Source organism: Novosphingobium sp. SG707 (genome assembly GCF_012275515.1).
Lineage (GTDB): Bacteria > Pseudomonadota > Alphaproteobacteria > Sphingomonadales > Sphingomonadaceae > Novosphingobium.
Genome location: NZ_JAAZQL010000005.1, coordinates 192,159 through 215,067, shown reverse-complemented (window position 1 = coordinate 215,067; position 22,909 = coordinate 192,159). Strand labels below are relative to the sequence as shown.

23 protein-coding genes are annotated in these 22,909 nt (G+C 65.3%); 22 read left to right on the top strand and 1 reads right to left on the bottom strand.

What is annotated here, in order from left to right:
• Positions 1-9: 9 nt before the first annotated feature.
• The 4 genes from flgL to FHW92_RS16105 all read left to right on the top strand — a co-directional run bounded on the left by flgL (position 10) and on the right by FHW92_RS16105 (position 5,286).
• A complete protein-coding gene (flgL, locus tag FHW92_RS16120) occupies positions 10-933 on the top strand; it encodes a flagellar hook-associated protein FlgL (RefSeq protein ID WP_168604299.1) in 924 nt (307 codons plus the stop codon).
• Between the two features lie 75 nt (positions 934-1,008).
• On the top strand, positions 1,009-1,872 hold the full coding sequence (gene motA / locus FHW92_RS16115; protein ID WP_168604298.1) for a flagellar motor stator protein MotA: 864 nt from the start codon (positions 1,009-1,011) through the stop codon (positions 1,870-1,872).
• A gap of 14 nt (positions 1,873-1,886) precedes the next feature.
• Positions 1,887-2,732, top strand: a complete 846-nt coding sequence (locus tag FHW92_RS16110; protein ID WP_168604297.1) for a flagellar motor protein MotB — start codon at positions 1,887-1,889, stop codon at positions 2,730-2,732.
• Between the two features lie 127 nt (positions 2,733-2,859).
• Entirely contained in the window at positions 2,860-5,286 is a 2,427-nt protein-coding gene (locus tag FHW92_RS16105) for an HAD family hydrolase (protein WP_168604296.1), read from the top strand.
• Positions 5,287-5,447: 161 nt separating this feature from the next.
• Here the strand turns inward: FHW92_RS16105 and FHW92_RS16100 are convergent, their stop codons facing one another.
• Positions 5,448-6,278, bottom strand: a complete 831-nt coding sequence (locus FHW92_RS16100; protein WP_168604295.1) for a flagellin — start codon at positions 6,276-6,278, stop codon at positions 5,448-5,450.
• A 405-nt stretch (positions 6,279-6,683) separates the two neighbouring features.
• Between FHW92_RS16100 and FHW92_RS16095 the strand changes: the two genes are divergently transcribed.
• From FHW92_RS16095 to FHW92_RS16010, 18 genes are all read left to right on the top strand, one after another.
• Positions 6,684-8,027, top strand: a complete 1,344-nt coding sequence (locus FHW92_RS16095) for a sigma 54-interacting transcriptional regulator (RefSeq protein ID WP_168604294.1) — start codon at positions 6,684-6,686, stop codon at positions 8,025-8,027.
• A complete protein-coding gene (gene fliE / locus FHW92_RS16090; protein WP_168604293.1) occupies positions 8,024-8,404 on the top strand; it encodes a flagellar hook-basal body complex protein FliE in 381 nt (126 codons plus the stop codon). Before FHW92_RS16095 ends, fliE begins: the two co-directional genes overlap by 4 nt.
• Positions 8,405-8,407: 3 nt before the next feature.
• Positions 8,408-10,141 (top strand): flagellar basal-body MS-ring/collar protein FliF, encoded by a 1,734-nt coding sequence (gene fliF / locus FHW92_RS16085; protein WP_168604292.1) that lies wholly within the window; start codon positions 8,408-8,410, stop codon positions 10,139-10,141.
• Positions 10,138-11,184, top strand: coding sequence for a flagellar motor switch protein FliG (fliG, locus tag FHW92_RS16080; RefSeq protein ID WP_246870201.1), 1,047 nt, complete (start codon positions 10,138-10,140; stop codon positions 11,182-11,184). The genes fliF and fliG overlap by 4 nt, the downstream gene beginning before the upstream one ends.
• Positions 11,177-11,860, top strand: a complete 684-nt coding sequence (locus FHW92_RS16075; protein WP_168604291.1) for a FliH/SctL family protein — start codon at positions 11,177-11,179, stop codon at positions 11,858-11,860. The genes fliG and FHW92_RS16075 overlap by 8 nt, the downstream gene beginning before the upstream one ends.
• Positions 11,860-13,185, top strand: coding sequence for a FliI/YscN family ATPase (locus FHW92_RS16070; RefSeq protein ID WP_168604290.1), 1,326 nt, complete (start codon positions 11,860-11,862; stop codon positions 13,183-13,185). The genes FHW92_RS16075 and FHW92_RS16070 overlap by 1 nt, the downstream gene beginning before the upstream one ends.
• A gap of 2 nt (positions 13,186-13,187) precedes the next feature.
• Positions 13,188-13,622: a hypothetical protein gene (locus FHW92_RS16065; RefSeq protein ID WP_210428542.1), complete on the top strand. Its 435-nt coding sequence runs from the start codon at positions 13,188-13,190 to the stop codon at positions 13,620-13,622.
• Positions 13,623-13,691: 69 nt separating this feature from the next.
• On the top strand, positions 13,692-15,575 hold the full coding sequence (locus FHW92_RS16060) for a hypothetical protein (protein ID WP_168604289.1): 1,884 nt from the start codon (positions 13,692-13,694) through the stop codon (positions 15,573-15,575).
• 33 nt (positions 15,576-15,608) lie between these two features.
• Positions 15,609-16,214: a flagellar basal body-associated FliL family protein gene (locus FHW92_RS16055; RefSeq protein WP_168604288.1), complete on the top strand. Its 606-nt coding sequence runs from the start codon at positions 15,609-15,611 to the stop codon at positions 16,212-16,214.
• 28 nt (positions 16,215-16,242) lie between these two features.
• A complete protein-coding gene (locus tag FHW92_RS16050) occupies positions 16,243-17,181 on the top strand; it encodes a FliM/FliN family flagellar motor switch protein (protein WP_168604287.1) in 939 nt (312 codons plus the stop codon).
• Positions 17,178-17,507 (top strand): flagellar motor switch protein FliN, encoded by a 330-nt coding sequence (gene fliN, locus FHW92_RS16045; protein ID WP_168604286.1) that lies wholly within the window; start codon positions 17,178-17,180, stop codon positions 17,505-17,507. Before FHW92_RS16050 ends, fliN begins: the two co-directional genes overlap by 4 nt.
• Positions 17,507-17,833, top strand: coding sequence for a flagellar biosynthetic protein FliO (locus FHW92_RS16040; protein ID WP_168604285.1), 327 nt, complete (start codon positions 17,507-17,509; stop codon positions 17,831-17,833). The genes fliN and FHW92_RS16040 overlap by 1 nt, the downstream gene beginning before the upstream one ends.
• Positions 17,834-17,865: 32 nt before the next feature.
• Complete coding sequence (gene fliP, locus FHW92_RS16035) at positions 17,866-18,600, top strand: flagellar type III secretion system pore protein FliP (protein WP_246870221.1); 735 nt, start codon at positions 17,866-17,868, stop codon at positions 18,598-18,600.
• Positions 18,600-18,884: a flagellar biosynthetic protein FliQ gene (locus tag FHW92_RS16030; protein ID WP_168604284.1), complete on the top strand. Its 285-nt coding sequence runs from the start codon at positions 18,600-18,602 to the stop codon at positions 18,882-18,884. Before fliP ends, FHW92_RS16030 begins: the two co-directional genes overlap by 1 nt.
• Positions 18,885-18,899: 15 nt before the next feature.
• Positions 18,900-19,682 carry a flagellar biosynthetic protein FliR gene (fliR, locus tag FHW92_RS16025; RefSeq protein WP_168604283.1) on the top strand — a complete coding sequence of 261 codons (783 nt, stop codon included), beginning with the start codon at positions 18,900-18,902 and terminating at the stop codon, positions 19,680-19,682.
• A gap of 4 nt (positions 19,683-19,686) precedes the next feature.
• Positions 19,687-20,850: a flagellar type III secretion system protein FlhB gene (locus tag FHW92_RS16020; RefSeq protein ID WP_168604282.1), complete on the top strand. Its 1,164-nt coding sequence runs from the start codon at positions 19,687-19,689 to the stop codon at positions 20,848-20,850.
• Positions 20,851-20,880: 30 nt separating this feature from the next.
• On the top strand, positions 20,881-22,398 hold the full coding sequence (gene fliD, locus FHW92_RS16015) for a flagellar filament capping protein FliD (protein ID WP_168604281.1): 1,518 nt from the start codon (positions 20,881-20,883) through the stop codon (positions 22,396-22,398).
• 15 nt (positions 22,399-22,413) lie between these two features.
• Positions 22,414-22,791 (top strand): flagellar protein FliS, encoded by a 378-nt coding sequence (locus FHW92_RS16010; RefSeq protein ID WP_168604280.1) that lies wholly within the window; start codon positions 22,414-22,416, stop codon positions 22,789-22,791.
• The last annotated feature ends 118 nt before the right edge of the window (positions 22,792-22,909 follow it).

Sequence of the window (22,909 nt, the reverse complement as noted above, 5' to 3'; positions counted from 1 at the left end):
CCAAGCACCATGACCAATGTCAGCACCAGCGCCTTTTACCAGAACGCGATCGCGTCGATGACGGATCTGCGCAAGCAGACCGAAAAGCTGCAGGCCCAGATCGACACCGGCAGCACGATCCAGCATTCGCGCGACAATCCGCTGGCCGCGGCCCAGATGCGCGCACTGCAGGCCGCCGACACGCTGGCGAGCGCCGACAAGGCCAATACCAGCGCGGCCAAGACGCAGCTGACCCAGACCGACGACACGCTCAGCCAGTTCACCGACATCCTCTCGCAGATCACCACGCTGACCACGCAGGCCGCCTCTTCGACGCTGAGTGACAGCCAGCGCGCCTCGGTGGGCCAGCAGATCGGCGCCTATTATGACAGCCTGGCCAATCTGGCCAACACCAAGGACGCGCAGGGCAACCCGCTGTTTGGCGGACAGGCCACCGGCAACGCCTATACGTTCGACCCCACCACCGGGGCTCCCACCTATAATGGCACCACCACCGCCTCCACCCTCTCGCTGGGGCCGGGGCTGTCGGTGACCACCGGGGTGACGGGGCCGGAATTTCTGGATTTCCAGTCGGGCGGCGTGTCGAAAAACCTGCTGACCACGGTCAAGACGCTGGCCAACACGCTGCAAAATCCGTCCTCGACGGCGGCGGCCGTGTCGGCGGCGAAAAACGCGCTCGACGATCTGGGCGCGGCCACCGCGTCGGTGTCGGCCAGCCAGACCGTGGTGGGCGCGCGGCTGGACTGGATCATCACCACCACCAATATGCAGACCCAGACCGCCGCCCAGCGCGCCACGCGCGAGGCCGATGTGGGTGGCACCGATCTGGCCGCCACCATCGCCAAGCTCAGCCAGCAGATGACCGTGCTGCAGGCGGCGCAGTCCAGTTTTGTGAAAGTGGCCAATCTTTCGCTCTTTTCGATGCTGAACTGATTGGCGGACCTGAATTTTTTCCGCGTCATGCCGTTCTATGGCCGGGCCCTTTTTGACTGACAAAGGACGTTAACCATGTTTGCCGGTATCGGTATCGTCGTGCTGTTTGCCATGGTGTTTGGCGGCTTTGCCATCACCGGGGGCGCGCTTGGCCCCGTGATGGAGGCGATCCCGCATGAATTGCTGATCATCTGCGGCGCGGCGATCGGCGCGCTGATCACGGGCAATGACATGCACGGATTGAAGGCGCTGGGCGGCGGGTTTGCGCGGGTGTTCAAGGGGCCCAAGCACAACAAGCAGGATCACATCGATGTGATCGCGCTGACCACCAAGCTGATGAAACTGCTGCGCACCGAAGGGCCGGTGGCGATGGAAAGCCATGTGCAGGACCCCAAAAGCTCGGCCATTTTTGCCGAATATCCGCGCCTGCTGGCCAATCAGGAGCTGATCGATCTGATCTGCGACACGCTTACGCTGATCGTGGTCTCCTCGGGCACGCTGGAGGTCCATGCGGTCGAGGATGTGATGGACAATGCGATGAAGACCCATTTCCATTCGCTGCACGCGCCGCAACATGCGATCCAGAACCTGGCCGATGCCTTGCCCGCGCTGGGTATTGTGGCGGCGGTGCTTGGCGTGGTGAAAACCATGGGCTCGATCGACAAGCCTCCCAGCGTGCTGGGCGCGATGATCGGTTCGGCGCTGGTGGGCACGTTCATGGGCGTGCTGCTGGCCTATGGCATGGTGGCGCCGATGGCGGGCCGTCTGCAACAGGTGAACGAGGCCGACGAACAGATCTTTCAGGCGGTCAAGCAGGTCATCATCGCCTCGCTCCATGGCTGGCCGCAACCGCTGGTGGTGGAAAGCGCGCGTTCCGGGCTGGGCCATGATTTCCGCCCCGGCCTGTCCGAACTGCTAGACGCGCTGCGCGGAAGATAAGGGGCGCACAGGCTATGGCTCCGCCGAAAAAACCGGGCAAGAACGAGATCCCTGCCCCCATCATCGTCAAGAAGATCACCGTGGTGGCCGGCGGCCATCATGGCGGCGCGTGGAAAGTGGCCTATGCCGACTTTGTGACCGCAATGATGGCCTTCTTTCTGCTGATGTGGCTGTTGGGCGCGACCACGGAAAAGCAGCGCAAGGGCATCGCCGATTATTTCACCCCCACGCTGGTCAAGACGCGGCAGGGCAGCGCGGGCTCGAACGGGCTGCTGCACGGCAATTCGCTGACCGATGTGGATGATTATCCCAATCGTCAGGGCCAGACCGGCACCCGCGCCATGTCCATCCCGCGCGACGCCACCGGCGGCCCCCGCGAAGGCGGCAGCAAGGTCAAGAAGGTCGCCTCGGTCACGCAGAAATTGCAGCAGCGCCTTTCGGCGACGGAAAAGCTGCAAAAGCTGGCCCGCACGTTGAAGGTGACGGCCACGCCCGAAGGCATCCGGCTCGATCTGGTCGATGACGCCGATTTCTCGATGTTCCAGTTGGGCACGACGATCCTGACCCCCGATGCGGTGCAATTGCTCCATGCCATCGGCGCGGTGCTCAAGGATGAGGATGGCGGGCTGATCATCCGCGGCCATACCGACGGGCTGAAATGGAAACGGGGCGATACGGTCAACAACTGGTCGCTGTCGGCCGGGCGCGCCGAAGCCACGCGGCAGGCGCTGATGCGCGACGGTCTGGGCGAGACGCGGTTTCGCCGGATCGAGGGCGTGGCCGACCGCGAACCATTGATCGCCGACGACCCCAATGACGCCCGCAACCGGCGCATGTCGATCCTGCTCCATTACCAGTAAAGCTGCGTAATTCAGCCAAGACGGCTTCTTCACCTCGCCCATTTACTTCTTGGCAACACAGGAACGGGGCGAGGTCTGGCGCTATATTCGGCCCAAGGCGCGGCTCCGTCAAGTATGGAGCCTTGTCATGTCTGTGCCACTCGACCACGCCACGCTGGCATCCGATCGGGTCACCCCCGCCCGCAGCGAAGTTCTGCCCCATGAACTGCCCGATGTGCTCGATGATTTCCCGATGGCGCGGGTGCTCAGCCTCGACTGTTTCGACACGCTGATCTGGCGCGACACCTATCGGCCGGTCGATGTGTTCAAGGTGCTGCCGGGCATCGCCGGTTCCCAGCGCGCCCGCGCCGAGGAGGCCGCCCGACGCGCCGCCCATCTGATGGTGCGCGGCGAGGATATCACCATTGCCGAGATCTATGACAAGCTGATGCCCGGCGCCGCGCCCGAGACGCGCGAGGCCGCGATCCGCGCCGAACTGGATGCCGAGGCCACCCATTGCTATGCCTTTACCCCCACGGTCGAGCTGATCCGCCGGGCCAAGGCGCGCGGGATGCAGGTGGTGATCGTCTCGGACACCTATCTGAGCGAGGACATGCTGCGCGAACTGATCGCGCGGGTGGGGGGCGAGGAACTCTCGGCCATGATCGACCGGGTCTTCGTCTCCTCGCATTGGCGCCTGCCCAAGGCGCGCGGGCTCTATCGTCATGTGCTGCCCGAACTGGGGGTCGATGCGGCGGCCGTGCTGCATATCGGCGACAATCTGAATGCCGACGTGCGCGGCGTGACGCCCTTTGGCGTGCAGGCGGTCCACCTCAAGCAATTCCATGCCGAAATCGAGCGCCAGTTGCGGCTGGAGGCCTGCCTCGACACGCTGCTGTCCGAGGGCAAGGGCACGCTGGGCGCCCCCCAGCCCCACCGCGCCGCGCTGGCGCAATGGACGCCGCAATTGACCGATACGGCGCAGCATTTCGGCTATGCCGTGCTCGGGCCGGTCTTTGCCGGTTATGACCGCTGGCTGGATGATGAAGCCGAGGCGCTGCGGCAAAGGCATGGCGGCACGGTCCACCGGCTGTTCCTGATGCGCGACGGCCATCTGCCGATGCAGGTCCATCGCCAACGCAGCGGCGACCAGGGCCACGCGGTCGAGATCAGCCGTTTTACCGCCACGGGCGCGATCTTTACCACCGATGCGGCCATCGACGCCTATGTCGAGGACCAGTTGGGCACCGATCCGGCCGTGATCGCCCGCCAGTTGCTGGCCCCGCCCGCCGAGGTCAAGAAACTGGCCGCGATTCCCGACAAGACCAAGGGGACGCAGGCGCTCTATGCCCTGCTCGACCGGCGCGAGATCCGCCGCTTCATCCACAAGGCCGCGCGCCGCATGGCCGACCGGATCATCACCCATATCCGCCATGCCGCCGATCCCCGGCCCGGCGATACGCTGATGCTGGTCGACCTTGGCTATAACGGCTCGGTGCAGAACCGGATCGACGCGCTGCTGGCCGAGGCGATGGGGGTGCATGTCGCGGGGCGCTATCTGCTGCTGCGCGAGGTGGAGGTGAGCGGGCTGGACAAGGCGGGCTATTTCGACGAGCGCCATTATGACCATGATGCGCTGGGCGCCATGGCCAACAATGTCGCGGTGTTCGAGCAGTTCTGCACCAACACCGCAGGCTCGGTGATCGACTATACCGAGCGGGGCGCCCCGATCCGTCGCGCCAATGACATCAAGCAGGCGCAAAGCGCGATCCGCGAGGCGGCCCAGCAGGGATGCCTGCATTTCGCCCGGACCCAGCCCGCCGCCAGCGGGCGCGCCAGCCGCGATCCGGCGATGGAAGCCGAGCACTGGCGCCGCGCCAATGCCGCCACGCTGACCCGGCTGATGTTCCTGCCCATGCCTTATGAATTGGGCGTGTTTGAAAGTTTCGAGCATGACGTCAATCTGGGCACGGATGAAACCATCGCGCTGTTCCACAAGGGTCATGCGCAAAGGGGGCTGCGCCAACAAGGTCTGTTCTATCTGAAGGGCGCGCGGCGGATGTTCCTGCCTGCCGAATTGTCCGAGGAAGGCATGGCCACCCGCCTCGCCTATCTGGCCACCAGCCGTTTCGGCATGATGCTCAACGTGGGCGATTTCGTCGCCGAGGGCAGCTTCCTGGTGCCAACGATCTACAGCAACGGTCAGGAAGTGGTCGAAACCCGCTTCAACGCGCTGCCCACGCATAATGGCTATCACAGCCTGTGCATCCCGATCGGTGATTGCCGCTATACCGCCGCGATCCAGTTCGGCGCACTTTTCGATTGGGTCGAGGTCTATTCGATCACCGCCCTGCCCCAGCATGAACACCTCAACAACACGCATGACACGGCCAGCCGCGAGGTCGCCATGTCGCCGCTGCTGGAGGGGATCGAGGCGGTTTCAGGCAATCTGTGGCAATGCACATCGCCCCATGGCTTTGCGCTGATCAACCCGCCGCCGCGCCGCGATGATACGCCCATGATGTTGCTGGTGGTGTTTCGCCCGGTGACATGGAAGGAAGGTGTGACCGTCTGAACCGCGCCACCGACAACAGCAAAACGCCGCGCCCCCATCGGGACGCGGCGTTTTTCTTTATGGACCGGCATTGGATAATCGGGAGGCAAACGCGGAAAAACCCGGCGCCTCCCTTTGGCGGGAAAGCACCGGGCTTGTTCCGGATTTACCCGGATCGCGGCTTACTTGAGCAGCGAGAGGACATTCTGCTGGCTCTGGTTGGCCTGGGCAATCATCGCGGTCGATGCCTGCGAGAGGATCTGGGCCTTGGCCATCGCGGTCGACTCAGCCGAATAGTCGGTGTCCTGAATGCGGCTGCGGGCGGCCGAGAGGTTGGTCGAGTTGTTGGTCAGGTTGTTGACCGCCGACTGGAGCTGGCTCTGACCGGCGCCGAAACCGGCCGCTGCGGTCGAAACCTGACGGATCAGCGTGTCCATCGTGTCGATGGTGGCCGAGGCCGAACCGCTGGTCGAAACGTCGATGCTGCTGCTTTGCGCGGCCCAGTCGATGCCCTGCGAGGTCAGCGTGATCGTGTCCGAGCTGTTCGCACCGGCCTGGATCGAGAAGGTCGTGGTCGAAGCCGAGCCGGCGCCGGCGGTGTTGAACAGCGCGTTGCCGTTGAACTTGGTGTCCGAGAGGATCGAGCCGATCTGGGTCTTGAGCGAGTCGACTTCCTGCTGCATGTCCTGACGGTCGGTGTCCTGATAGGTGCCCGAGGTGGACTGCACCGACAGTTCGCGGACGCGCTGCATCATGTTGGTCACTTCGGTCAGCGAACCCTGCGCCGTCTGGGCCAGCGAGATGCCGTCATTGGCGTTCTTGATGCCCTGGTTCATACCGTTGATCTGGCTGGTCATCGAGGTCGAGATCGCCAGACCTGCCGCGTCGTCGGCGGCCGAGTTGATGCGCGTGCCGGTCGACAGGCGAGTCATCGCCTTGGCGGTCATGTTGGCGGCGCTGTTCGATGCATTGGTCGCCTGAAGGGCGTTAACGTTGGTGTTGATGACAGTCATGGTTCACTCCCGATTGGTCCCGAAGGTTGCCAGCCCGCCGGTCCATCCGGTACTGGCTGCCAGCCTCTAGAGCGGCCGGGAGAGCGCGGTTTTAAGCCCTTTGCGAAAATTTGTGCGCGCCGCCGGGCTGGGCGTGTTTTATCCAGTCAGGTGATTCGCCCGGTCCTGCCCGCGGTAACGAATCAATCCTGCGGAACGCGCATGCGACGGCCGCTTTCACCCTTTATTAAGCCCCAAAACAAAATTTTTTTGCCGCTTGTTGGGCAAGCATGCCGCCACAGCCGCAAAACAGGGGGGTGAAACCGGCAAACTAGGGATTGTTACGAGGACTTAAATAACGCCGGATTTTGACGTTGGGGTGTCAAAAACAGCCTCGGGAATGGTTAAATCCGGGACTGGGAAGCAATGGACTATATCGAGGTCACCAACAGCACGGCACAGCGGCATGCCCCGCTGGTTCAGCGCGCCGGGGCGGTCATCGCCTCGATGGGCAACACCTGCCGGCTGCGCTTGGTCGAAGGCGATGCCGATGGCAAAGCCTGCGTCCATGGTGACGATCGCACGACAATCTTGCTGTTTCATGGACGGACCAACCGGCTCGACCGGCTGCCCACGCCGCGCGGCGGGCGCAAGCCGCATTTCGCGCTCAACTATGCGGACCCTGCCGGAGAGGACGCGCTGGCCGCGTTAATCTCTTGTGCCACATTGGGTGGTCCGGTCGCGGCCGATCCGGACTCGCTTTCGGTGCTGGCGCTGGCCGAACGTCTGGCGATGAGCGACATTCCCGTGCTCATCGGCGGACCAACCGGCACGGGCAAGGAAGTGCTCAGCCGCTATATTCACGACAGCAGCCCGCGCCGCAACGGCCCCTTCATCGCAGTTAACTGCGCCGCCATGCCCGAAGCCATGCTCGAAGCCCTGCTGTTCGGCCACACCAAGGGCGCCTTTACCGGCGCGACCAGCGCCAACGAGGGTTTCTTCCGCGCGGCCGACGGCGGCACGCTGCTGCTCGACGAAATTGCCGAAATGCCGCTGGCGCTGCAGGCCAAATTGCTGCGCGCGCTTCAGGAAGGCGAAGTGGTGCCGATCGGCGCAACCCAGCCGGTGCGTTTCGATGTCCGCATCATCGCCGCAGCCAACCGCGATCTGCCCACCGAAGTGGCGCAGGGCCGGTTCCGCGCCGATCTGTTCTATCGCCTCAACGTCTTTCCCCTGGCGCTCAAGCCGCTGCGCGAGCGGCCCGAGGATATTGCCCCGCTCGCCTTCGCGCTGGCGATGCGCCACACGCCCGCCCATCGCGCGGTGCCATGGATCGGCGAAGAGGCGCTGCACATGCTGCGCAGCCATGGTTGGCCGGGCAATGTGCGCGAGCTGGAAAATGTCATCCGCCGCGCGCTCCTGCTGGCCGAAGGGCTGGGCGGTTCGCCCAGCGCCGAAATCGGCCCGGAACATATCCGCTTTGACTGCGTGGCCAAGCTGGTCGAGGAACCAGCGGCAAGCGAAACAGCCGCCGTACCCGCACCTGTTGCCTCGATGCCCGAGCCGACCGCAGCCACCGGGCGCAAACTGGCCAACATCGTGCAGGTCAGCGAGGCCAAGGCCATCCTCGAAACGCTGGCGGCCTGTGGCGGCAGCCGGATCGCCGCCGCGCGCCAATTGGGTATTTCCGAGCGCACGCTGCGCTATCGCCTTGCCTCGCTGCGTGAAGCCGGGATGCCGGTGGCCGCAGTGGGCGGAGGCCGCAGATGAGCGCCATCGGGGGCATCGCGGGCGGCGGTAGCGCATGGGGCGGGGCATCGGGCCTGCGCGATATCATGAATCTGCGCGCCCAGATCATCGAAAAATCGCAGATCCTGCAACAGATCCACTCGCCCCAGACCCAGTCTGTCGGCGCCACCTCTGGTCAGGGCCATTTCACCGACCGGCTGAACGACGCGATGCAGTCGGTCAACACCAGCCAGCAGCGCGCGGACCAGCTGACCACCGCCTATGAAACCGGCCAGACGCAGGATGTCGCCAAAGTGATGCTGGCGCGGCAGGAAGCCTCGGTCGGTTTCGAGGCCACGCTTCAGGTGCGCAACAAGCTGCTTTCCGCCTATCAAGACATCATGAAAATGGGGGTCTGATAAATGGCCGACCTCGTTCCGGCCGCCGAAATGGGCGGCCTGCCCGCCGCGTCGCCGGGCTCGATCCTCACCCCGCTGACCGCGCCCGATGCCGGGCCGCCGATGGCCCGCGCCCGTGCGTTTCTGGGGCAAGGCCCGGTCAAAAAGGCGCTGCCGTGGTTTGCCGGCGTGTCCCTGCTGGGCGCGGGCGCTTTGGCATGGGGCATGTTGGCCCAGCCGCCCCAGCGTGTGCTTTATTCGCATCTCGACGACGGCGAGCGCGCCAATGTGGCCGAACAGCTAGACAAGGCCAAGATCACCTATTCGATCGACAATTCTACCGGCACGCTGACGGTGGACGAGAGCAATCTCTACAAGGCGCGCATGGTCGTGGCGCAGAGCGGGACGCTCTCGATGCCCGATACGGCCAATGACAGCCTCGACAAATTGCCGATGGGGGCCAGCCGCGCGCTGGAGGGCGAACGTCTGCGCGCCGCGCGCGAACATGAACTGATGCTCTCGCTCAAAGAGATCGACGGCGTCCAGTCGGTGCGCGTCCATATTGCCGAGGGCGAGAAATCGGTCTTTGTGCGCGATCAGATCGCCCCTTCGGCCTCGGTCATGCTCCGCCTTGCCGATGGGCGCCAGCTTTCGGACAATCAGGTTCAGGCGGTCGTCAATCTGGTGGCGGGCTCGGTGCCCGGCCTTTCGCCCGATGCGGTGCGGGTGGTTGACCAACGCGGCCGCCTGCTGACCGATCGCGGCGGGGCGGACAGCGACCGGCTGGAAATGCAGGCCCGGATGGAGGAAAAGCTGCACGGTCAGGTGGCCGCGCTGCTGACCCCGATGCTGGGCGATGACAATTTCACCAGCGAGATCCAGATCGATCTGGACATGGAACAGGTAACCAGCGCGCGCGAATCCTATGACAAACAGGGCGTGGTGCGCAGCGAAACCAGCCAGCAAAGCCAGCAGGCCGCCACGCCCCAGCCTTCCGGCATCCCCGGCACGCTGTCGAATACGCCGCCGCCCACCACCCAGCCTTCGCCCGGCGCGCCGCAGGGCACGCCCTCCTCCGCCGCCAGCCCCGCCCCCACCGCCAGCGAAACCAGCGCCAGCAAGAATTACGAGCTGGGCCGCGAGGTGGCCGTGACCAATCGCGGGCCGGGCCGGATCCGGCGTCTGTCGGTGGCGGTCGCGCTGTCCTCCAAGGCGATGGCCAAGGCCAAACAGAGCGACATAGACCAGATCAAGTCGCTGGTCTCGGCCGCCGTGGGCGCCGACCCGGCGCGCGGCGATCAGGTGGCCGTGGTGGTGCGCAGTTTCGAGCCTGTCACGGCGGCCCCGGTGCCTTTCTATGAAGCGCCGTGGTTTGCCCGCGCGCTGCATTACGGGGCGATGCTGCTGGGCACGCTGATGGTGCTGCTGCTGGGTGTGCGCCCGCTGATCAAGGCGGTGCGGGGCGACAAGCCGGCCGCGCCCAAAAAGCTCTCCAAGGCCGATAAGGCCAAGGCGCAGGCCGCCGCCGAAGAGGAAAGCGCAGAAGCGGCTGAAACCGTCAATGCCGCCGATCCCCCCGGCCTTGCCGCCATTTCGTCGCGCAGCCGCGATCCCGAACCGCAACCCATCGACGCTGACATGATCGAACGGCAGGTCGGCCTGGCCCAGCAGATCGTCGATACCAAGCCCGACACGGCGGTCATCGCCCTGCGCCAGATGTTGCAGCAGCCCACCCAGGAAGAGGCGCCCACCCCATGAGCGAGATGAATTCCCTCGAAACCGCAGGCGCCCAGGCGCTCGCCGTGCCCTCGCTCTCGGATGCCGAGGCCGCCGCCGTGCTGGTGATGCTGCTGGATGAGGATCAGGCCAGCCGGATGCTGGGGCAATTGAGCCCGGCCGAACTGCAGTTGCTGGGGCAGAAGATGTGCGCGCTGGGCGAAATCGGGCCTGAGGCGATCTGCCGCGCGGTCGATGGTTTTGCCGCGCGCACCGAAAAACTGGGCATCCACGCATGGGGCCGCACCGACCGCGTGCATGGCTTGATGCGCCGCGCGGTGGGCACGATCAAGGCCGACAATCTGATGGAGCGCATCGCACCCGAGGCCCCGCCCGCCAGCCCGCTCGACATCACCAAATGGCTCAATCCGGCCGCCATCGTGCCGCTGGTGCGGGGCGAGCATCCGCAGGCGATTGCCGTGCTGCTGGTCCAGCTTGAACCCGATGTCGCGGCCAAGGTGCTCCATTCGCTGCCCCCCGAACAACAGACGCAGGTGGTTCACCGCGTGGCCACGATGGGGCCGGTCAGCCCCGAGGCGCTGCTGATGCTGGAGGAATTGCTCAGCCGCCGGATCATCGAGTTTCACGGGCGCGGCACGCTGTCGATGGGAGGTGCGAAAAACGCCGCCGAAATCATCAACAACTCGGCCAAGACGGTGGAAAAGCGGGTCATCCCCGAGATCACCAAGATGGACAAGGCGCTGGCCCGCGCGATCGAGAACGAGATGTTCAAATTCGAACATCTCTTCGAACTCGACCCCAAATCCATGGGCGCCCTGCTGCGCGAGGTGGAAAGCGACGTTCTCATCAACGCGCTCAAGGGCATTGCCGAGGATCAGCGCGATGTGTTCTTCGCCGCGATGTCCAGCCGCGCCGCCGATGGCGTCAAGGACGAGATCGCCAGCCGCGGCCGGTTGAAAATGGCCGATTGCGTCGAGGCGCAAAAGCAGATCGTCACCGCCGCGCGCCGTCTGGCGGCCGAGGGCGTGATCTCCTTCGGCGGCGGCGAGGACGATTATGTCTGATCTGGGCGCCATGCTGGGCAGCGGCGGCGGTGGGTTCACCCCCGATGCGCGCTTTGCCGGGCTGCGCGGGATCGAGGAGGATCTGCCCCGCCCGCTCTCGGTCATGCGGATGCGCTTTGCCGCCGATCCTGCCCCGGAGACCGCGCCGCCCCCGGTCATCGTGCCCGAATTTCCCGCCGCGCCCGATCCCATCGAGGAGGCCCGCGCCGATGCCTATGCGCAGGGCTGGGCCGATGCGCAGGAGGCCGCCGAACTGGCCGCCGCCAAGGCGGATGAAACGCGCGGACGAATGGAAACGGTGGTCCGGCGTCTGGACGGCGAACTGGCCGAACAATTCCGCCAGCGCCTGATGGAAACGGTGATCGCGCTATGCGAAAGCTGTCTTGCGCCGCTGGCGCTGGACAAGGACGCGCTGCTGCGCCGGGTCGAGCGCGCCGTCGCGATGTTCAACCGCGCCGATGATGACCGCCTGATCCGGCTGCATCCCGAAGATCTGGCTGCCATCCGCGCCTACCTGCCCAATGACTGGCAAGTGCAGGCCGACCCCACCCTGGCGCGCGGTGCGATCCGCATGGAAAGCCGCAGCGGCGGGGTGGAGACCGGCGGGGCCGAGGACGGTCCCGAACAATGGCGCCGCGCTATTATCGAGGCGCTTGATGTGGGCGGGCTGGACTGATGCTGCGCATTTTCGACGATCTGTTGGGCGATCCGCAACCGATTGATCTGACGGCGCAGCGCTATGGCGTGGTAGCGGCCTGCGATGGCGGCTTGCTGGAGGTTTCGGGCCTGTCGGTGCCGGTGGGAGCGCTGTGCCGGATCAGCCATGGCAACGGCCAATCGTTGCCCGCCGAGGTGATCGGTTTTCGCAATGGCCGCACGCTGATGATGCTGCTGGGCGATACGGTGCTGCTGCGTCCCGGCGCGCGGGTTCGCCCGGTGGGCAAGCCGGGCATGCTGCCGGTGGGCGAGGTGTTTCTGGGCCGCGCGGTCGATGGCGAGGGCAAGCCGATTGACGGCCTTGGGCCTTTGCACCCCCGCGCCCTGTGGCTCGCAGGCGGCGTGCGCGCGGGCGCGCTGGACCGCAGCCCGGTGCGCCAGAGTTTCGATACCGGCATCCGCGCGCTCAACGCCATCACCACCTTTGGCGTGGGCCAGCGTATCGGCATTATGGCCGGGTCGGGCGTGGGCAAATCGGTGCTGCTCGACATGATCGCCCATGGCGCCAGCGCGGAAATCGTCATCGTCGGCCTGATCGGCGAACGCGCGCGCGAAGTCTCCGATTTTGTCGAGCGCCATATGGCGGGCAGCAAACGCGCCACCACCGCCGTCATCGCCGTGCCCGCCGACCATGCGCCCAACCTGCGCATTCGCGGCGCGATGCTGGCCACCTCCATGGCCGAATATTTCCGCGCGCAGGGACGCCGCGTCCTGCTCATCATGGATTCGCTGACCCGCGTGGCCCATGCGGGGCGCGAGATCGGCCTGCTGCTGGGAGAGCCCGGAGCGGCGCGGGGCTATCCGCCCTCGGCGCTGGCCACAATCACCAAGCTGGTCGAACGCGCGGGCAATTCGGCGCAGAGCGGCGGTTCGATCACGGGCCTGTATACCGTGCTGGCCGATGGCGATTCGCAGGATGATCCGGTGGTCGACACCGCCCGCTCGATCCTCGACGGGCATATCGTGCTGTCGCGCGACTTGGCCCAGCGCGGGCAATATCCGGCCATCGACATCGCCGCCTCGCTCTCGCGCGTGATGACCGACATCACCAGCAAGGAACACCAGCGCCTTGCCCGCGCCTTCCGCGCGCTGGTGGCCGCCTATGAGGCCAACCGCGATCTGGTGCTGATGGGCGCCTATCGCGCCGGGGCCGATCCGCAACTGGACCGCGCCATCGCCATGCATCCCGCTCTGGTGCAATTCCTGACGCAGGAGGGCGGCTCGGTGGTCACGCTGGATCAGGCCGTGGCGCAATTGGGGGCGCTATTGGGTCATGAAGGCTGACGATGAAGGCTGAGCGCGACAAGCTGAAGCGTTTGCAAAGGCTTGAGCGCGTGCGCGCCATCGCCAAGCAGACCGTGGCCACCGAGGCCGCCCGCGCCGAGAGCACCTATACGCAGTTGATGCAGTTGGCCGAGCGGACCGGGCAACTGGCCGCCGATTATGCCGCGCGCACCGATATCACCGATGGCGCGGCCCTGCGCGAGATGAACCGTTTCGCCGCCGGATTGCAGGGCATCCGCGCCGCAACACAGGCCGACGCCAACCGCGCGCAGGCCATTGCCGACAAGCGCCAGCAGGAATTGGCCATTGCCGAGCGCCGCCGCGCCGCCGTCGAGGACCGCGCCACCGCCCAAGCCCGGCAAATGGCCGCCCGGCAGTCCTATGCCGCATTGGCCGGAGCGATGCAGGGCGCAAAACGCCGCGATTCCCGGGGGTGATCGGCATTTCGGGAATTGGCACGCAGTTTGCTTAATTCAGTGGTGAAGCCTCAACCGGAGCCAGCATCCATGCCCGAAGCCACCAGTTTCAACATCGGTTCCAGTCCCCTCAATGCCCTGTTCGGCACCGGGGCAGCGAGCGTGGCGGCGCAGGCGGAGGATGGCAACCCCCATGGCTTCCAGGCGACGCTGGCCGCGCAGACAGGCCCGGCCACGGCCCCCGGCATGGAGCAGAACGCGGGCGCGGGCCTGTTTTCCGCGCCGACCTTGGCTTTGTCAGCGGCTCTGCCGCCCTCGGCTTTGACAGCGGCCCCGACGGCATTGGCTTTGTCGGCAGCTCCGCCACCCCCGGCCGCCTCCGATCCGGCGAGCAAAGCCGCGCCCGCGCCGGTGGTGGCGACCATGACGGCCTTGCGCAACAATGGTGCGGCCATGAACGGGGCCGATATCGTGGCGCCGGAAACCGGGGCCGCCGCCGCGAATGCCCCCATCGTGGTTTCAAACGGCAATTTGCCGGTGGGCGGCAAGATCTTGCCGGTGCCCCTTGCTCTCCCGGACAGCGAGCCGGATACAGCCGATCCCTCGGCGGATGCGGCCCCCGCCACCGCGCCGGATACGATCAAACGGATGCTTGCCAAGGCCGCCGCGCCGCGCCCGCGCAAACCCGCCGCCGAACCGGACGAGCAGGATGCCGCCCCGGCCACCGCGCAGGCGGAAAAGGCGCTGGCCGAGACCCGCGACGATACCGGCGATCAGGACGCGCCCGCAGCCATGGCGCAGACCATGACGCCCGACGCACCGATGCCCCCGGCGATCACACCCGATGCCCCTGTTCCGGCCAATGCCGCGCCTGCTGTCATGCTGTCCATCAATCCGCCCGCGCAGCCAGCGCCCACCGCCGGCAATGCCGCGCCCAGGATGGATAAGGCCGCCGGCCAATCCGCCATTTCGGGCGTTTCGGCAATTGCCCCCGCCGCCCTTGCCGCCAGAACGCCCGCGGCAGCGACCATGACAGCCGCCCCGCTTCAGCGCCCTGCGGCACCCGCCGATCCGGCGGCGGCAATGATTGATCCGAGTGCACCGGCCTTGGCGACCGGCGCCGTCTGGCCTGCAGGTCTGCCTCAGACGGGCGAGGCGGTCACGCAAGCCCGCGCGCCGATCGCATCTCTTACCCCGGCCCCTCTTGCATCGGCAAAGACCACCGCCAGGCTGGCGAAACCCGCTGACGCCGACCTGTCGGCATCTACCGAGGATCCCGTGGCGGCGCGACAGGCCGGGACACCGCTGCACCCAACCGCAGCGGCCGCCATGCAGGGCGGCGCATCGCCAGCCGCCGACACCATCACCGACATGACGAACAGCGCGCTGACCGCCACGCAACCGAGCGGCGAGACCACCCGCATTGCCGCGCCCTCCCCGGCGCCCGACACCGGCGTATCCCGCGATATGAGCGCGCTGGTCGACCGGCTGGTCGAGACGCGGGCAGCGATGCGTTCGGGCGCCCCGGCGCAATGGGTGCAGACATCGATCCAGCACGTCGAATTTGGCCGGGTCGCCTTGCAGATCCGGCAGGACGGCGACAATCTCTCGGTGGCGATGGCCAGCAATGATCCCGGCTTTGCACCCGCCGCACAGGCCGCGCTCAACGGCTCGCAAAGCCTGTTGCAACCGGCCGCAGCCAGCCGGAGCAGCGCCGATACGGATCAGAACTCCGGCCAGAATTCGGGTCAGAACCAGGGCCAGAACAGCCACTCCGGCAGCCAGCCGGGCGGGCAATTCACCGGCCAGTTCAATGGTCAGTCCGGCGGCCAGCACCAGCAGCCCGCCACGCGCCAGCAGGCGCCCTTTGCCAATACAACCACGGCCGCACAGCAGGGTCACACCCCCGGCGACACGGCGGGCAGCGCGCCCCAAAGCCGCGCACCCTCAAGCCGCTCGGGCATTCTGGCCTGATACCCTGTTTGAAACAATTCAGAGACCGACATCATGAGCAAAGACAAGACCGAGACCGGCGATAAACCCGCCAAGGGCAAAAGCCCGATTCTGCTGATCGCGATCACGGCGGTGCTGATGCTGGCGGTGGGCGGGGGCGGCGCCTTTGCCCTGGTCAAGATGGGCATTATCGGCGGCGTCAAGGAAGCGCCGCGCAAGGAGGACAACTCGCCCAAGCTGATCCGCAAGGGCCAGGAGGACCCCTATGCCCCCAAACCCGCCGAGGGCGGCAAGGAAGGCGAAGGCGCGGTCAAGGAAGTCGAAGGCGAAGGCGGCAGCCCCTACAAGACCTCGTATTATACGTTTTCGGATGATTTCACCTCCAATCTCAAAAATTCTTCGTCGCTGGTCCAGATCTCGATCGCCTGTTCGACGCATCGCGACGGCCGCGTTCTTATGTGGTTGAAAAAGCACGAATTGGCGATCCGTTCCGAAATGCTCAAAGTGCTGGCCGATACGCCCGAGGAGGACGTTTCGAGCGTGGAAGGTAAGGAAAAACTGCAAAAGCGGCTTACCGGCTCAATTAACCATGTTTTGACAGAGGAAGAGGGCTTCGGCGGCGTCGATGCCGTCTATTTCAAGAGCTTCCTCGTCCAATAATGCGCCTGAGCGACCGGAGATCCGCATCATGAAACCGCAGCGCGAGTTCATCGCCGAGCGTCCCCTGGCCGAGCATTGCCCCGAGCTGCTCAAGCGCGGCCCCGCGCCCGAAGACCTGCTGCATCTGCTGGAAAAGATGGGTCAGCGTTTTGCCCGCCGCCTGTCGGGCGCCTTTGCCCCGCTGATGGGCGGCGAGGCTCCGTTTGTCAGCTGCACCAGCCCGCGCGAAACCAAGCTGGCCAGCCTGAATTCCTCGATTGCCGCTCTGGCCGCCAACAGCCTGCTGGCGGTGGGCGGGCCGCAGACGCCGATGCTGGTGTCGATCGAGGCCGAACCTGTGCTGCGCATCGTTGATCGCGCCTTTGGCGGCAAGGGCGAGGCCCCGGCCCCCCTGCCCAAGCAATTTCCGCCCGCCGCCGATCTGATGATCGCCCGGCTTGAAGTGCTGCTGGCCGAACATCTGATGGCGGCTGTGGCGGCCACGGCCGGGCGCGGCGGCGATGTCGAAATGCCCGAGATCGCCGCCATGCGCCGCAGCGGCAGCCTGATCGACCTGTCACCTTTCGACGACAATCTGCCGCTGGCCATGCTGTCGCTGGAGGTGGACGATGGCGGGGTTCTGCCCTGGCTGATGACGGTGGCGATGCCCTTTGCCACGCTGGGGCGGATCTTTGGCTATGCCGAAAAGCCCGCGCGCCGCGCCGCGCCCTATTATCGCGGCGATCCGATGGCCGCGCCCTTTGGCGATGTGCCGGTCACGCTCAGCGCTGTGCTGGTGGACATGCGCGTGCCGTTTCCCGCGATTGCCACACTGGCGCCCGGCGTCATCCTGCCGGTTTCGGTCTCGCGCCAGATTCCCCTGCGCGTGGGCGAGAGCACCATCGCCCATGGCACCGTGGGCACGATGGACGACCGCGTAGCCGTAAAAATCGACAAAGCCTTTACCGATGAGAGGAATAACCCATGAATTTCGAGACTTCGCAAGGCTTTGGCGCGCGCGGCTTTGACTTCCTCAAGGATGTCGACGTGCGCCTCTCGGTCGAATTGGGCCGCACCGACATGAAGCTGAAAGATGTGCTGGCGCTGGGCGAGGAAAGCGTGGTGCTGCTAGACCGGCTGACCGATGAACTGCTGGACGTGATGGTCAACGGCAAGGTGATCGCCAAGGGCGAGATCGTGGCGCAGGGCAACCGCTTTGGCCTGCGCATCGTGGAAATGGCCGGGGCCGAGGACAGCCCCGAAATGCCCGCCCCCACCGCGCGCGGTCGCGGCAGGGCTGCGGATCCCGAATAATGCTGTGGTATATCGCCAAGCTGTTGATCCTTCTGCCGCTGATCGGCGGCATGATCTGGGGCAGCCTGAAACTCTCGCAGAAATTCCAGTCGCGCTTTATGGCCGCCGGGCAAGGGCGCCGCATCCGCATCGTGGAAACCGTGATGCTCAGCCCGACCCAGAAGCTGGCGGTGATCGCCTTTCACGGGCGCGAAATTCTGGTGGCCAGCACGCGCCACGGCATGACGCGCCTGTCCGAAGTCGAAGTGATCGACGGCGAGGCGTTTGAGGAAAATTTCCGCGACGGGGCCGATTTCGCCCAGACCTTGCGGAGGATCGACAAGTGAAGCGGATGATCCGCGCCCTTTGGGCGATCCCCATGCTGTTGCACGCGGGCGCGGGCATGGCGCAGGCCGCCCCGCCGGGGTCGGCCATTCCGGGCGCGCTGGACCGGGCGTTCACCTCGATGAACGGCGGGCCGGGGGGCGGCATGACGCTCTCGATGCAGATGCTGCTCATCATGGGCCTGCTCTCGATCCTGCCCACGCTGATCCTGATGATGACCAGCTTTACCCGCGTGCTGGTGGTCTTTTCGATCCTCCGGCAGGCGATGGGGTTGCAGCAATCGCCGCCCAATCAGGTGCTGATCGGGCTGGCGCTGTTCCTCTCGCTCTTCATCATGACGCCCACGCTCGACAAGGTGAACGCCAACGCGATTGCCCCCTATTCGGCGGGGCAGATCAACGCCCAGCAGGCGATTGCGGCATCGGGGGTGGAATTTCACGCCTTCATGATCCGCCAGACCCGCCGCGCAGACCTTCAGATGTTTGCCGATATGGCCAAGGCGCCCAAATTCAACCGGCCCGAGGATGTGCCCTTTTCAATCCTTCTGCCCGCCTATGTCACCTCTGAACTGAAGACCGCGTTCCAGATCGGCTTCATGCTCTATCTGCCCTTTCTGGTGATCGACCTTGTGGTCTCGGCGGTGCTGATGAGCCTTGGCATGATGATGCTCAGCCCGGCGATGATTTCCCTGCCGTTCAAGTTGTTGCTTTTCGTGCTGGTCGATGGCTGGGCGCTGCTGATGGGCAGCCTTGCGGCGTCCTTCAACTGATGGACGAGACATCCCCCCTCCTCGCGCTGGCCGACCGGATGCTGTATGTGGTGGCGCTGTGCGGCGCGCCGGTGCTGCTCACCAGCCTTGCCGTCGGCCTTGTCGTCTCGATCTTTCAGGCGGCCACCTCGGTCAACGAACAGACCTTGACCTTCATCCCCAAGGTGGTCGCCACCGGGCTGGTGCTGGTGCTGTTTGGCGCGGGAATGCTGGGGCTGATCGAGGATTTTGCCCGCGAGATCTTTGCCGCCATCGCCCATCTGGGCGCGATGCCCGGTCAATAGAGGGGGCAATAGGCGATGATCGGCCTCGATTTCGGCTTTGGCCCGCTTCAGGATGAATTCTTCCGCTGGATGTTCCTGATGACGCGGATCGGGGCCGCCTTGGTGGCCGCGCCCTTTTTCGGCATGATGAACATTCCGGTGCAGGTCCGCGTGATTACTGCGGGCGCGATTGCCGTGCTGGTAGCGGCCTGGACCGATACGGCGATGCCGGCCCATATCTTCTCGCTCTCCGGGCTGCTCGCGGTGGCGGGCGAGGTGCTGGTGGGCACGGTGATGGGCTTTGTCCTGCAATTCGCCTTTGCCGCCCCGGCGATTGCCGCCGAACTGATCGGTTCTGGCATGGGCCTGTCGATGGCCTCGACGGTGGACCCGCAGAATGGCGCGCATTCGCCCGCGCTGGGGCAATATTTCACCGTGGTGCTGACGCTGGTGTTCTTTGGCCTTGGGTGCCATCTGCAATGGATCGCGCTGGTGGTCAAAAGCTATGAGGTCTTTGCGCCGGGCCACACATGGATCGGGCCGGACCGGATACAGGCGATCCTCTCCTTCGGCTCGGTGCTGTTTGCCACGGCCGTCGCCATGGCGCTGCCGGTGACGCTGCTGTTGCTGCTGGTGCTGGTGGTGGCGGGGGTCTTGTCGCGCTCGGCCCCGGCGCTCAATCTTTTCTCGCTGGGCCTGCCTGCGGCGATTGCGGCCGGGTTTGCCGCCATGCTGGCCACCAGCCCGGTGCTGATAGACCGGATGATCGAATTGTCCGCCGATGCGATACGCGCGGCCGCGCGCATGATCGGGGCCTGAGGCCATGGCAGAGGAAGGCCCCGGCGAAAAGACCCATGCCCCAACCGCCAAGCGGCTGAAAGAGGCTGCGGAAGGCGGCGATGTCCTGCGCTCGCGCGATCTGGGCGTGGCGGTCACGATGCTGCTGGCCGCCGCCTTTTTGCGCACCGCCGGGCCGTGGATGCTCGATGCGCTGACGCAGGTGATGCGGACCGGCTTTACCTGGGACCGCGCCATCATCGAGGATTTCAACCCCGCGCGCATGGCCGCCACGGCGCTGTGGCTGACCGCGCCGCCGGTGTTGGTGCTGGGCCTGTTGATGGCGGTGATGGCGGTGATAACACAGCTTGGCCCCTCGCCGGGCGGACGTTTCATGATGAGCAATGTCGCGCCCAAATTCAGCCGGTTGAACCCCATGTCGGGTTTCAAGCGCATGTTCGGCGTCAATGGCTGGATCGAGGTGGGCAAGGGCCTGCTCAAGCTGGGCCTGCTGGGCGCGATTGCGTGGTTCTGGGCCGGATCGCGGATTGAACCGATGCTTGAACTGGGCGCGGTGGGGCTGGCGGGGCAGTTGAATTTTGCGTGGGGCGCGCTGACCAGCCTGTTGTTTCAATTGGCGGGCGGGCTGATCCTCATCGCTCTGTTCGATTTTCCGGTGCAATGGATCCGCCGGATGCGGCGCTTGCGCATGAGCCTTGAGGAAATCAAGGAAGAGAACAAGCAGCAGGAAGGCAGCCCAGAGGCCAAGGGCGCGCAAAAGCGCCGCCAGCGCCAGATCGCCATGGGCGCCATCGCCACCGCCATGGCCAAGGCGCAATTCGTCGTCACCAACCCCACCCATTTCGCGATCGCGCTGACCTATGATCCCGAAGTGGCCGCCGCGCCCTATGTGCTGGCCAAGGGGCGGGGCGAAAAAGCGCTGGCGATCCGCGAACTGGCGGCCGAACGCGCGCTGCCCTGTCTGGAATTTCCCGGACTTGCCCGCGCAATCTATTACACCACCCGCGAACAGCAGATGATCCGCGAGGAACTCTATATCGCGGTCGCGGCGGTTTTGTCCTTCGTCTATGCGCTGAAACGCGGTGAAAGCCGTCCCGCGCCCACCATCGATGTGCCCGTTGATCTGCGTTTCGACGGCGATGGGCGCCCCGATCCGGCCAATGATTATGATCCCTTCGCAGCCCCTTAAGTCAGGCTCCCAACGGACGTTCTTTCAACCATGACCACCACCAGCGCCACAACCAGCACCAGCACGGCGTCGACCACCACGACGACCACGGCCAGTAGCTCATCGGCCAGCTCGGTCGGCTCCCAGTTGCTCACCTCGCTGGGCGTGGGGACCGGGGTGGACATGACCGCCATGGCGACCAACATCGCCACCGCGCAATATGCCACCCAGACCGACGCGGTGAACACCCGCCTGTCGAACGTGGCGCTCCAAATTTCTCAGGCGTCGCAGTTGAAGAGCGATCTCCTCACGCTCTCCTCGTCCTTTTCCTCGCTGGTCGACAGCGGCAATCTGTTGCCCGCGCCCACCGTCACCAACGCCTCGGTGGCCAGCGCCACGCTGCCCAGCGGCAGCAGCGGCATCACCGGCACCTATGCGCTCGAAGTCACCGCGCTGGCCCAGCCGCAGGTGCTGGCCACGACCAGCTTCTCCGCGAGTGCCGCGACGATGAAGCCGGGCACGCTGACCTTCAATTTCGGCACGAGCAGCGGCAGCACCTTTACCGCCGACGCCAGCCATGCCCCCGCCACCATCACCATCGCCGATGGCGCCACGCTGGCCCAGGTGGCCAGCGCCGTGAACAGCGCGCGGATCGGCGTGACCGCCTATGTGGCCACCAACGCCAATGGATCGCAATTGGTGTTCAAGGGATCGGAAGGGGCCGCCAACGGCTTTACCATCACCGCCAATGACACCTCGACCGGCACCAGCACCGGGGCCAGCAGCCTGAGCACGCTGGCCTATGATCCGGGCGCGGCATCGGCCACCATCACGCGCCAGCAGTCCGCGGGCGATGCCGCCTACAAGCTGGACGGGATCAGCCGCACCAGCACGACCAACACGATCGACAATGCCGCCCCCGGCCTTTCGCTGAAGCTGACGGGCACCAACAGCGGCAATCCCACCACGATCACCTATTCCGATCCGTCCAGCGGCATCACCTCGACCATGAGCAATCTGGTCAGCGCGCTCAACGCGATCATGACCGAGCTGAACACCGATATGTCGGCCGCGACCGGCAATCTGTATAACGATCAGGGCGCCAAGGCCGTCTCGCGCGCCTTTTCGCAACTGGCGGGCACGACGATCATGAAGAATGCCGCCGACAGCGAGCCCAAGACGCTGGCCGATCTGGGCGTTTCGACCAAGAAGGACGGCTCTTTCGCGCTGGACACGACCAAGCTGGCCAAGGCGCTGTCGGACAATCCGGCTGCGGTGGCCGCGATGTTCACCAAGGGCGTCAACGGCATCTACAGCACGGTCTATAAAGTGACCTCGGCGCTGACGACCAGCACCGACACCGGATCGCTGGCCGGATCGATCACGCGCTATACCGCGCAGCAAACCACGCTGACCACGCAGAAGAGCAAGCTGGGCGATCAGCAGGCAGCCCTGCGCGCAAGGCTGATCACGCAATATGCCGCCGCCAACAGCGCGGTGGCCGCCTCCAATTCCACGCTGACCTATCTGAAGAACCAGATCGCGGCGTGGAACAAGACCGGCAATTAAGAAGGATCGCTCGACATGCTAGCCCGCCGCAATCCTGGCGAAGCCTATCGCCGGGTGGATTTTGACGCCCGAGTTTCCGGAGCCACGCCGGGCGAACTGGTGCGCCTTTGCTATGAACAGCTGATCTCCTCGCTGGGCGGCGCGCTGATCGCGGTGCAGCGCGGCGACAACCAGATGAAGAGCCAGATGCTGACCCGCGCGATCTCCGCGCTCAACGCGCTGCATATGGGCGTGGCGGGCGAGGATGGCATCGCGGGGGCGCTGATCCACTTCTATACCGCCACGCGCCGCGCGGTGCTGGACAGTGTGCTGGATTTCGACGCCGATACTATTGCGCAGGTGCGTCAGGACTTTATCGACATCTCCGAAAGCATGAGTCGGGCCGCGAATTGATGGGAATGACCGGCCGGATCGGCATGAGTTGTATAAAAATACGAGCCGATGAAGAAAAATTTCGCATCATTTTTTCATAATCTGAAACGCGGGATAAACAGAAAAATCGTTAGAATAC

What these genes read in the sequence shown, in the direction of transcription:
- flgL (WP_168604299.1), top strand. Translation starts at nt 10, where the DNA reads ATGACCAATGTCAGCACCAGCGCCTTTTACCAGAACGCGATCGCGTCG.
- motA (WP_168604298.1), top strand. Translation starts at nt 1,009, where the DNA reads ATGTTTGCCGGTATCGGTATCGTCGTGCTGTTTGCCATGGTGTTTGGC.
- FHW92_RS16110 (WP_168604297.1), top strand. Translation starts at nt 1,887, where the DNA reads ATGGCTCCGCCGAAAAAACCGGGCAAGAACGAGATCCCTGCCCCCATC.
- FHW92_RS16105 (WP_168604296.1), top strand. Translation starts at nt 2,860, where the DNA reads ATGTCTGTGCCACTCGACCACGCCACGCTGGCATCCGATCGGGTCACC.
- FHW92_RS16100 (WP_168604295.1), bottom strand. Translation starts at nt 6,278, where the DNA reads ATGACTGTCATCAACACCAACGTTAACGCCCTTCAGGCGACCAATGCA.
- FHW92_RS16095 (WP_168604294.1), top strand. Translation starts at nt 6,684, where the DNA reads ATGGACTATATCGAGGTCACCAACAGCACGGCACAGCGGCATGCCCCG.
- fliE (WP_168604293.1), top strand. Translation starts at nt 8,024, where the DNA reads ATGAGCGCCATCGGGGGCATCGCGGGCGGCGGTAGCGCATGGGGCGGG.
- fliF (WP_168604292.1), top strand. Translation starts at nt 8,408, where the DNA reads ATGGCCGACCTCGTTCCGGCCGCCGAAATGGGCGGCCTGCCCGCCGCG.
- fliG (WP_246870201.1), top strand. Translation starts at nt 10,138, where the DNA reads ATGAGCGAGATGAATTCCCTCGAAACCGCAGGCGCCCAGGCGCTCGCC.
- FHW92_RS16075 (WP_168604291.1), top strand. Translation starts at nt 11,177, where the DNA reads ATGTCTGATCTGGGCGCCATGCTGGGCAGCGGCGGCGGTGGGTTCACC.
- FHW92_RS16070 (WP_168604290.1), top strand. Translation starts at nt 11,860, where the DNA reads ATGCTGCGCATTTTCGACGATCTGTTGGGCGATCCGCAACCGATTGAT.
- FHW92_RS16065 (WP_210428542.1), top strand. Translation starts at nt 13,188, where the DNA reads ATGAAGGCTGAGCGCGACAAGCTGAAGCGTTTGCAAAGGCTTGAGCGC.
- FHW92_RS16060 (WP_168604289.1), top strand. Translation starts at nt 13,692, where the DNA reads ATGCCCGAAGCCACCAGTTTCAACATCGGTTCCAGTCCCCTCAATGCC.
- FHW92_RS16055 (WP_168604288.1), top strand. Translation starts at nt 15,609, where the DNA reads ATGAGCAAAGACAAGACCGAGACCGGCGATAAACCCGCCAAGGGCAAA.
- FHW92_RS16050 (WP_168604287.1), top strand. Translation starts at nt 16,243, where the DNA reads ATGAAACCGCAGCGCGAGTTCATCGCCGAGCGTCCCCTGGCCGAGCAT.
- fliN (WP_168604286.1), top strand. Translation starts at nt 17,178, where the DNA reads ATGAATTTCGAGACTTCGCAAGGCTTTGGCGCGCGCGGCTTTGACTTC.
- FHW92_RS16040 (WP_168604285.1), top strand. Translation starts at nt 17,507, where the DNA reads ATGCTGTGGTATATCGCCAAGCTGTTGATCCTTCTGCCGCTGATCGGC.
- fliP (WP_246870221.1), top strand. Translation starts at nt 17,866, where the DNA reads ATGCTGTTGCACGCGGGCGCGGGCATGGCGCAGGCCGCCCCGCCGGGG.
- FHW92_RS16030 (WP_168604284.1), top strand. Translation starts at nt 18,600, where the DNA reads ATGGACGAGACATCCCCCCTCCTCGCGCTGGCCGACCGGATGCTGTAT.
- fliR (WP_168604283.1), top strand. Translation starts at nt 18,900, where the DNA reads ATGATCGGCCTCGATTTCGGCTTTGGCCCGCTTCAGGATGAATTCTTC.
- FHW92_RS16020 (WP_168604282.1), top strand. Translation starts at nt 19,687, where the DNA reads ATGGCAGAGGAAGGCCCCGGCGAAAAGACCCATGCCCCAACCGCCAAG.
- fliD (WP_168604281.1), top strand. Translation starts at nt 20,881, where the DNA reads ATGACCACCACCAGCGCCACAACCAGCACCAGCACGGCGTCGACCACC.
- FHW92_RS16010 (WP_168604280.1), top strand. Translation starts at nt 22,414, where the DNA reads ATGCTAGCCCGCCGCAATCCTGGCGAAGCCTATCGCCGGGTGGATTTT.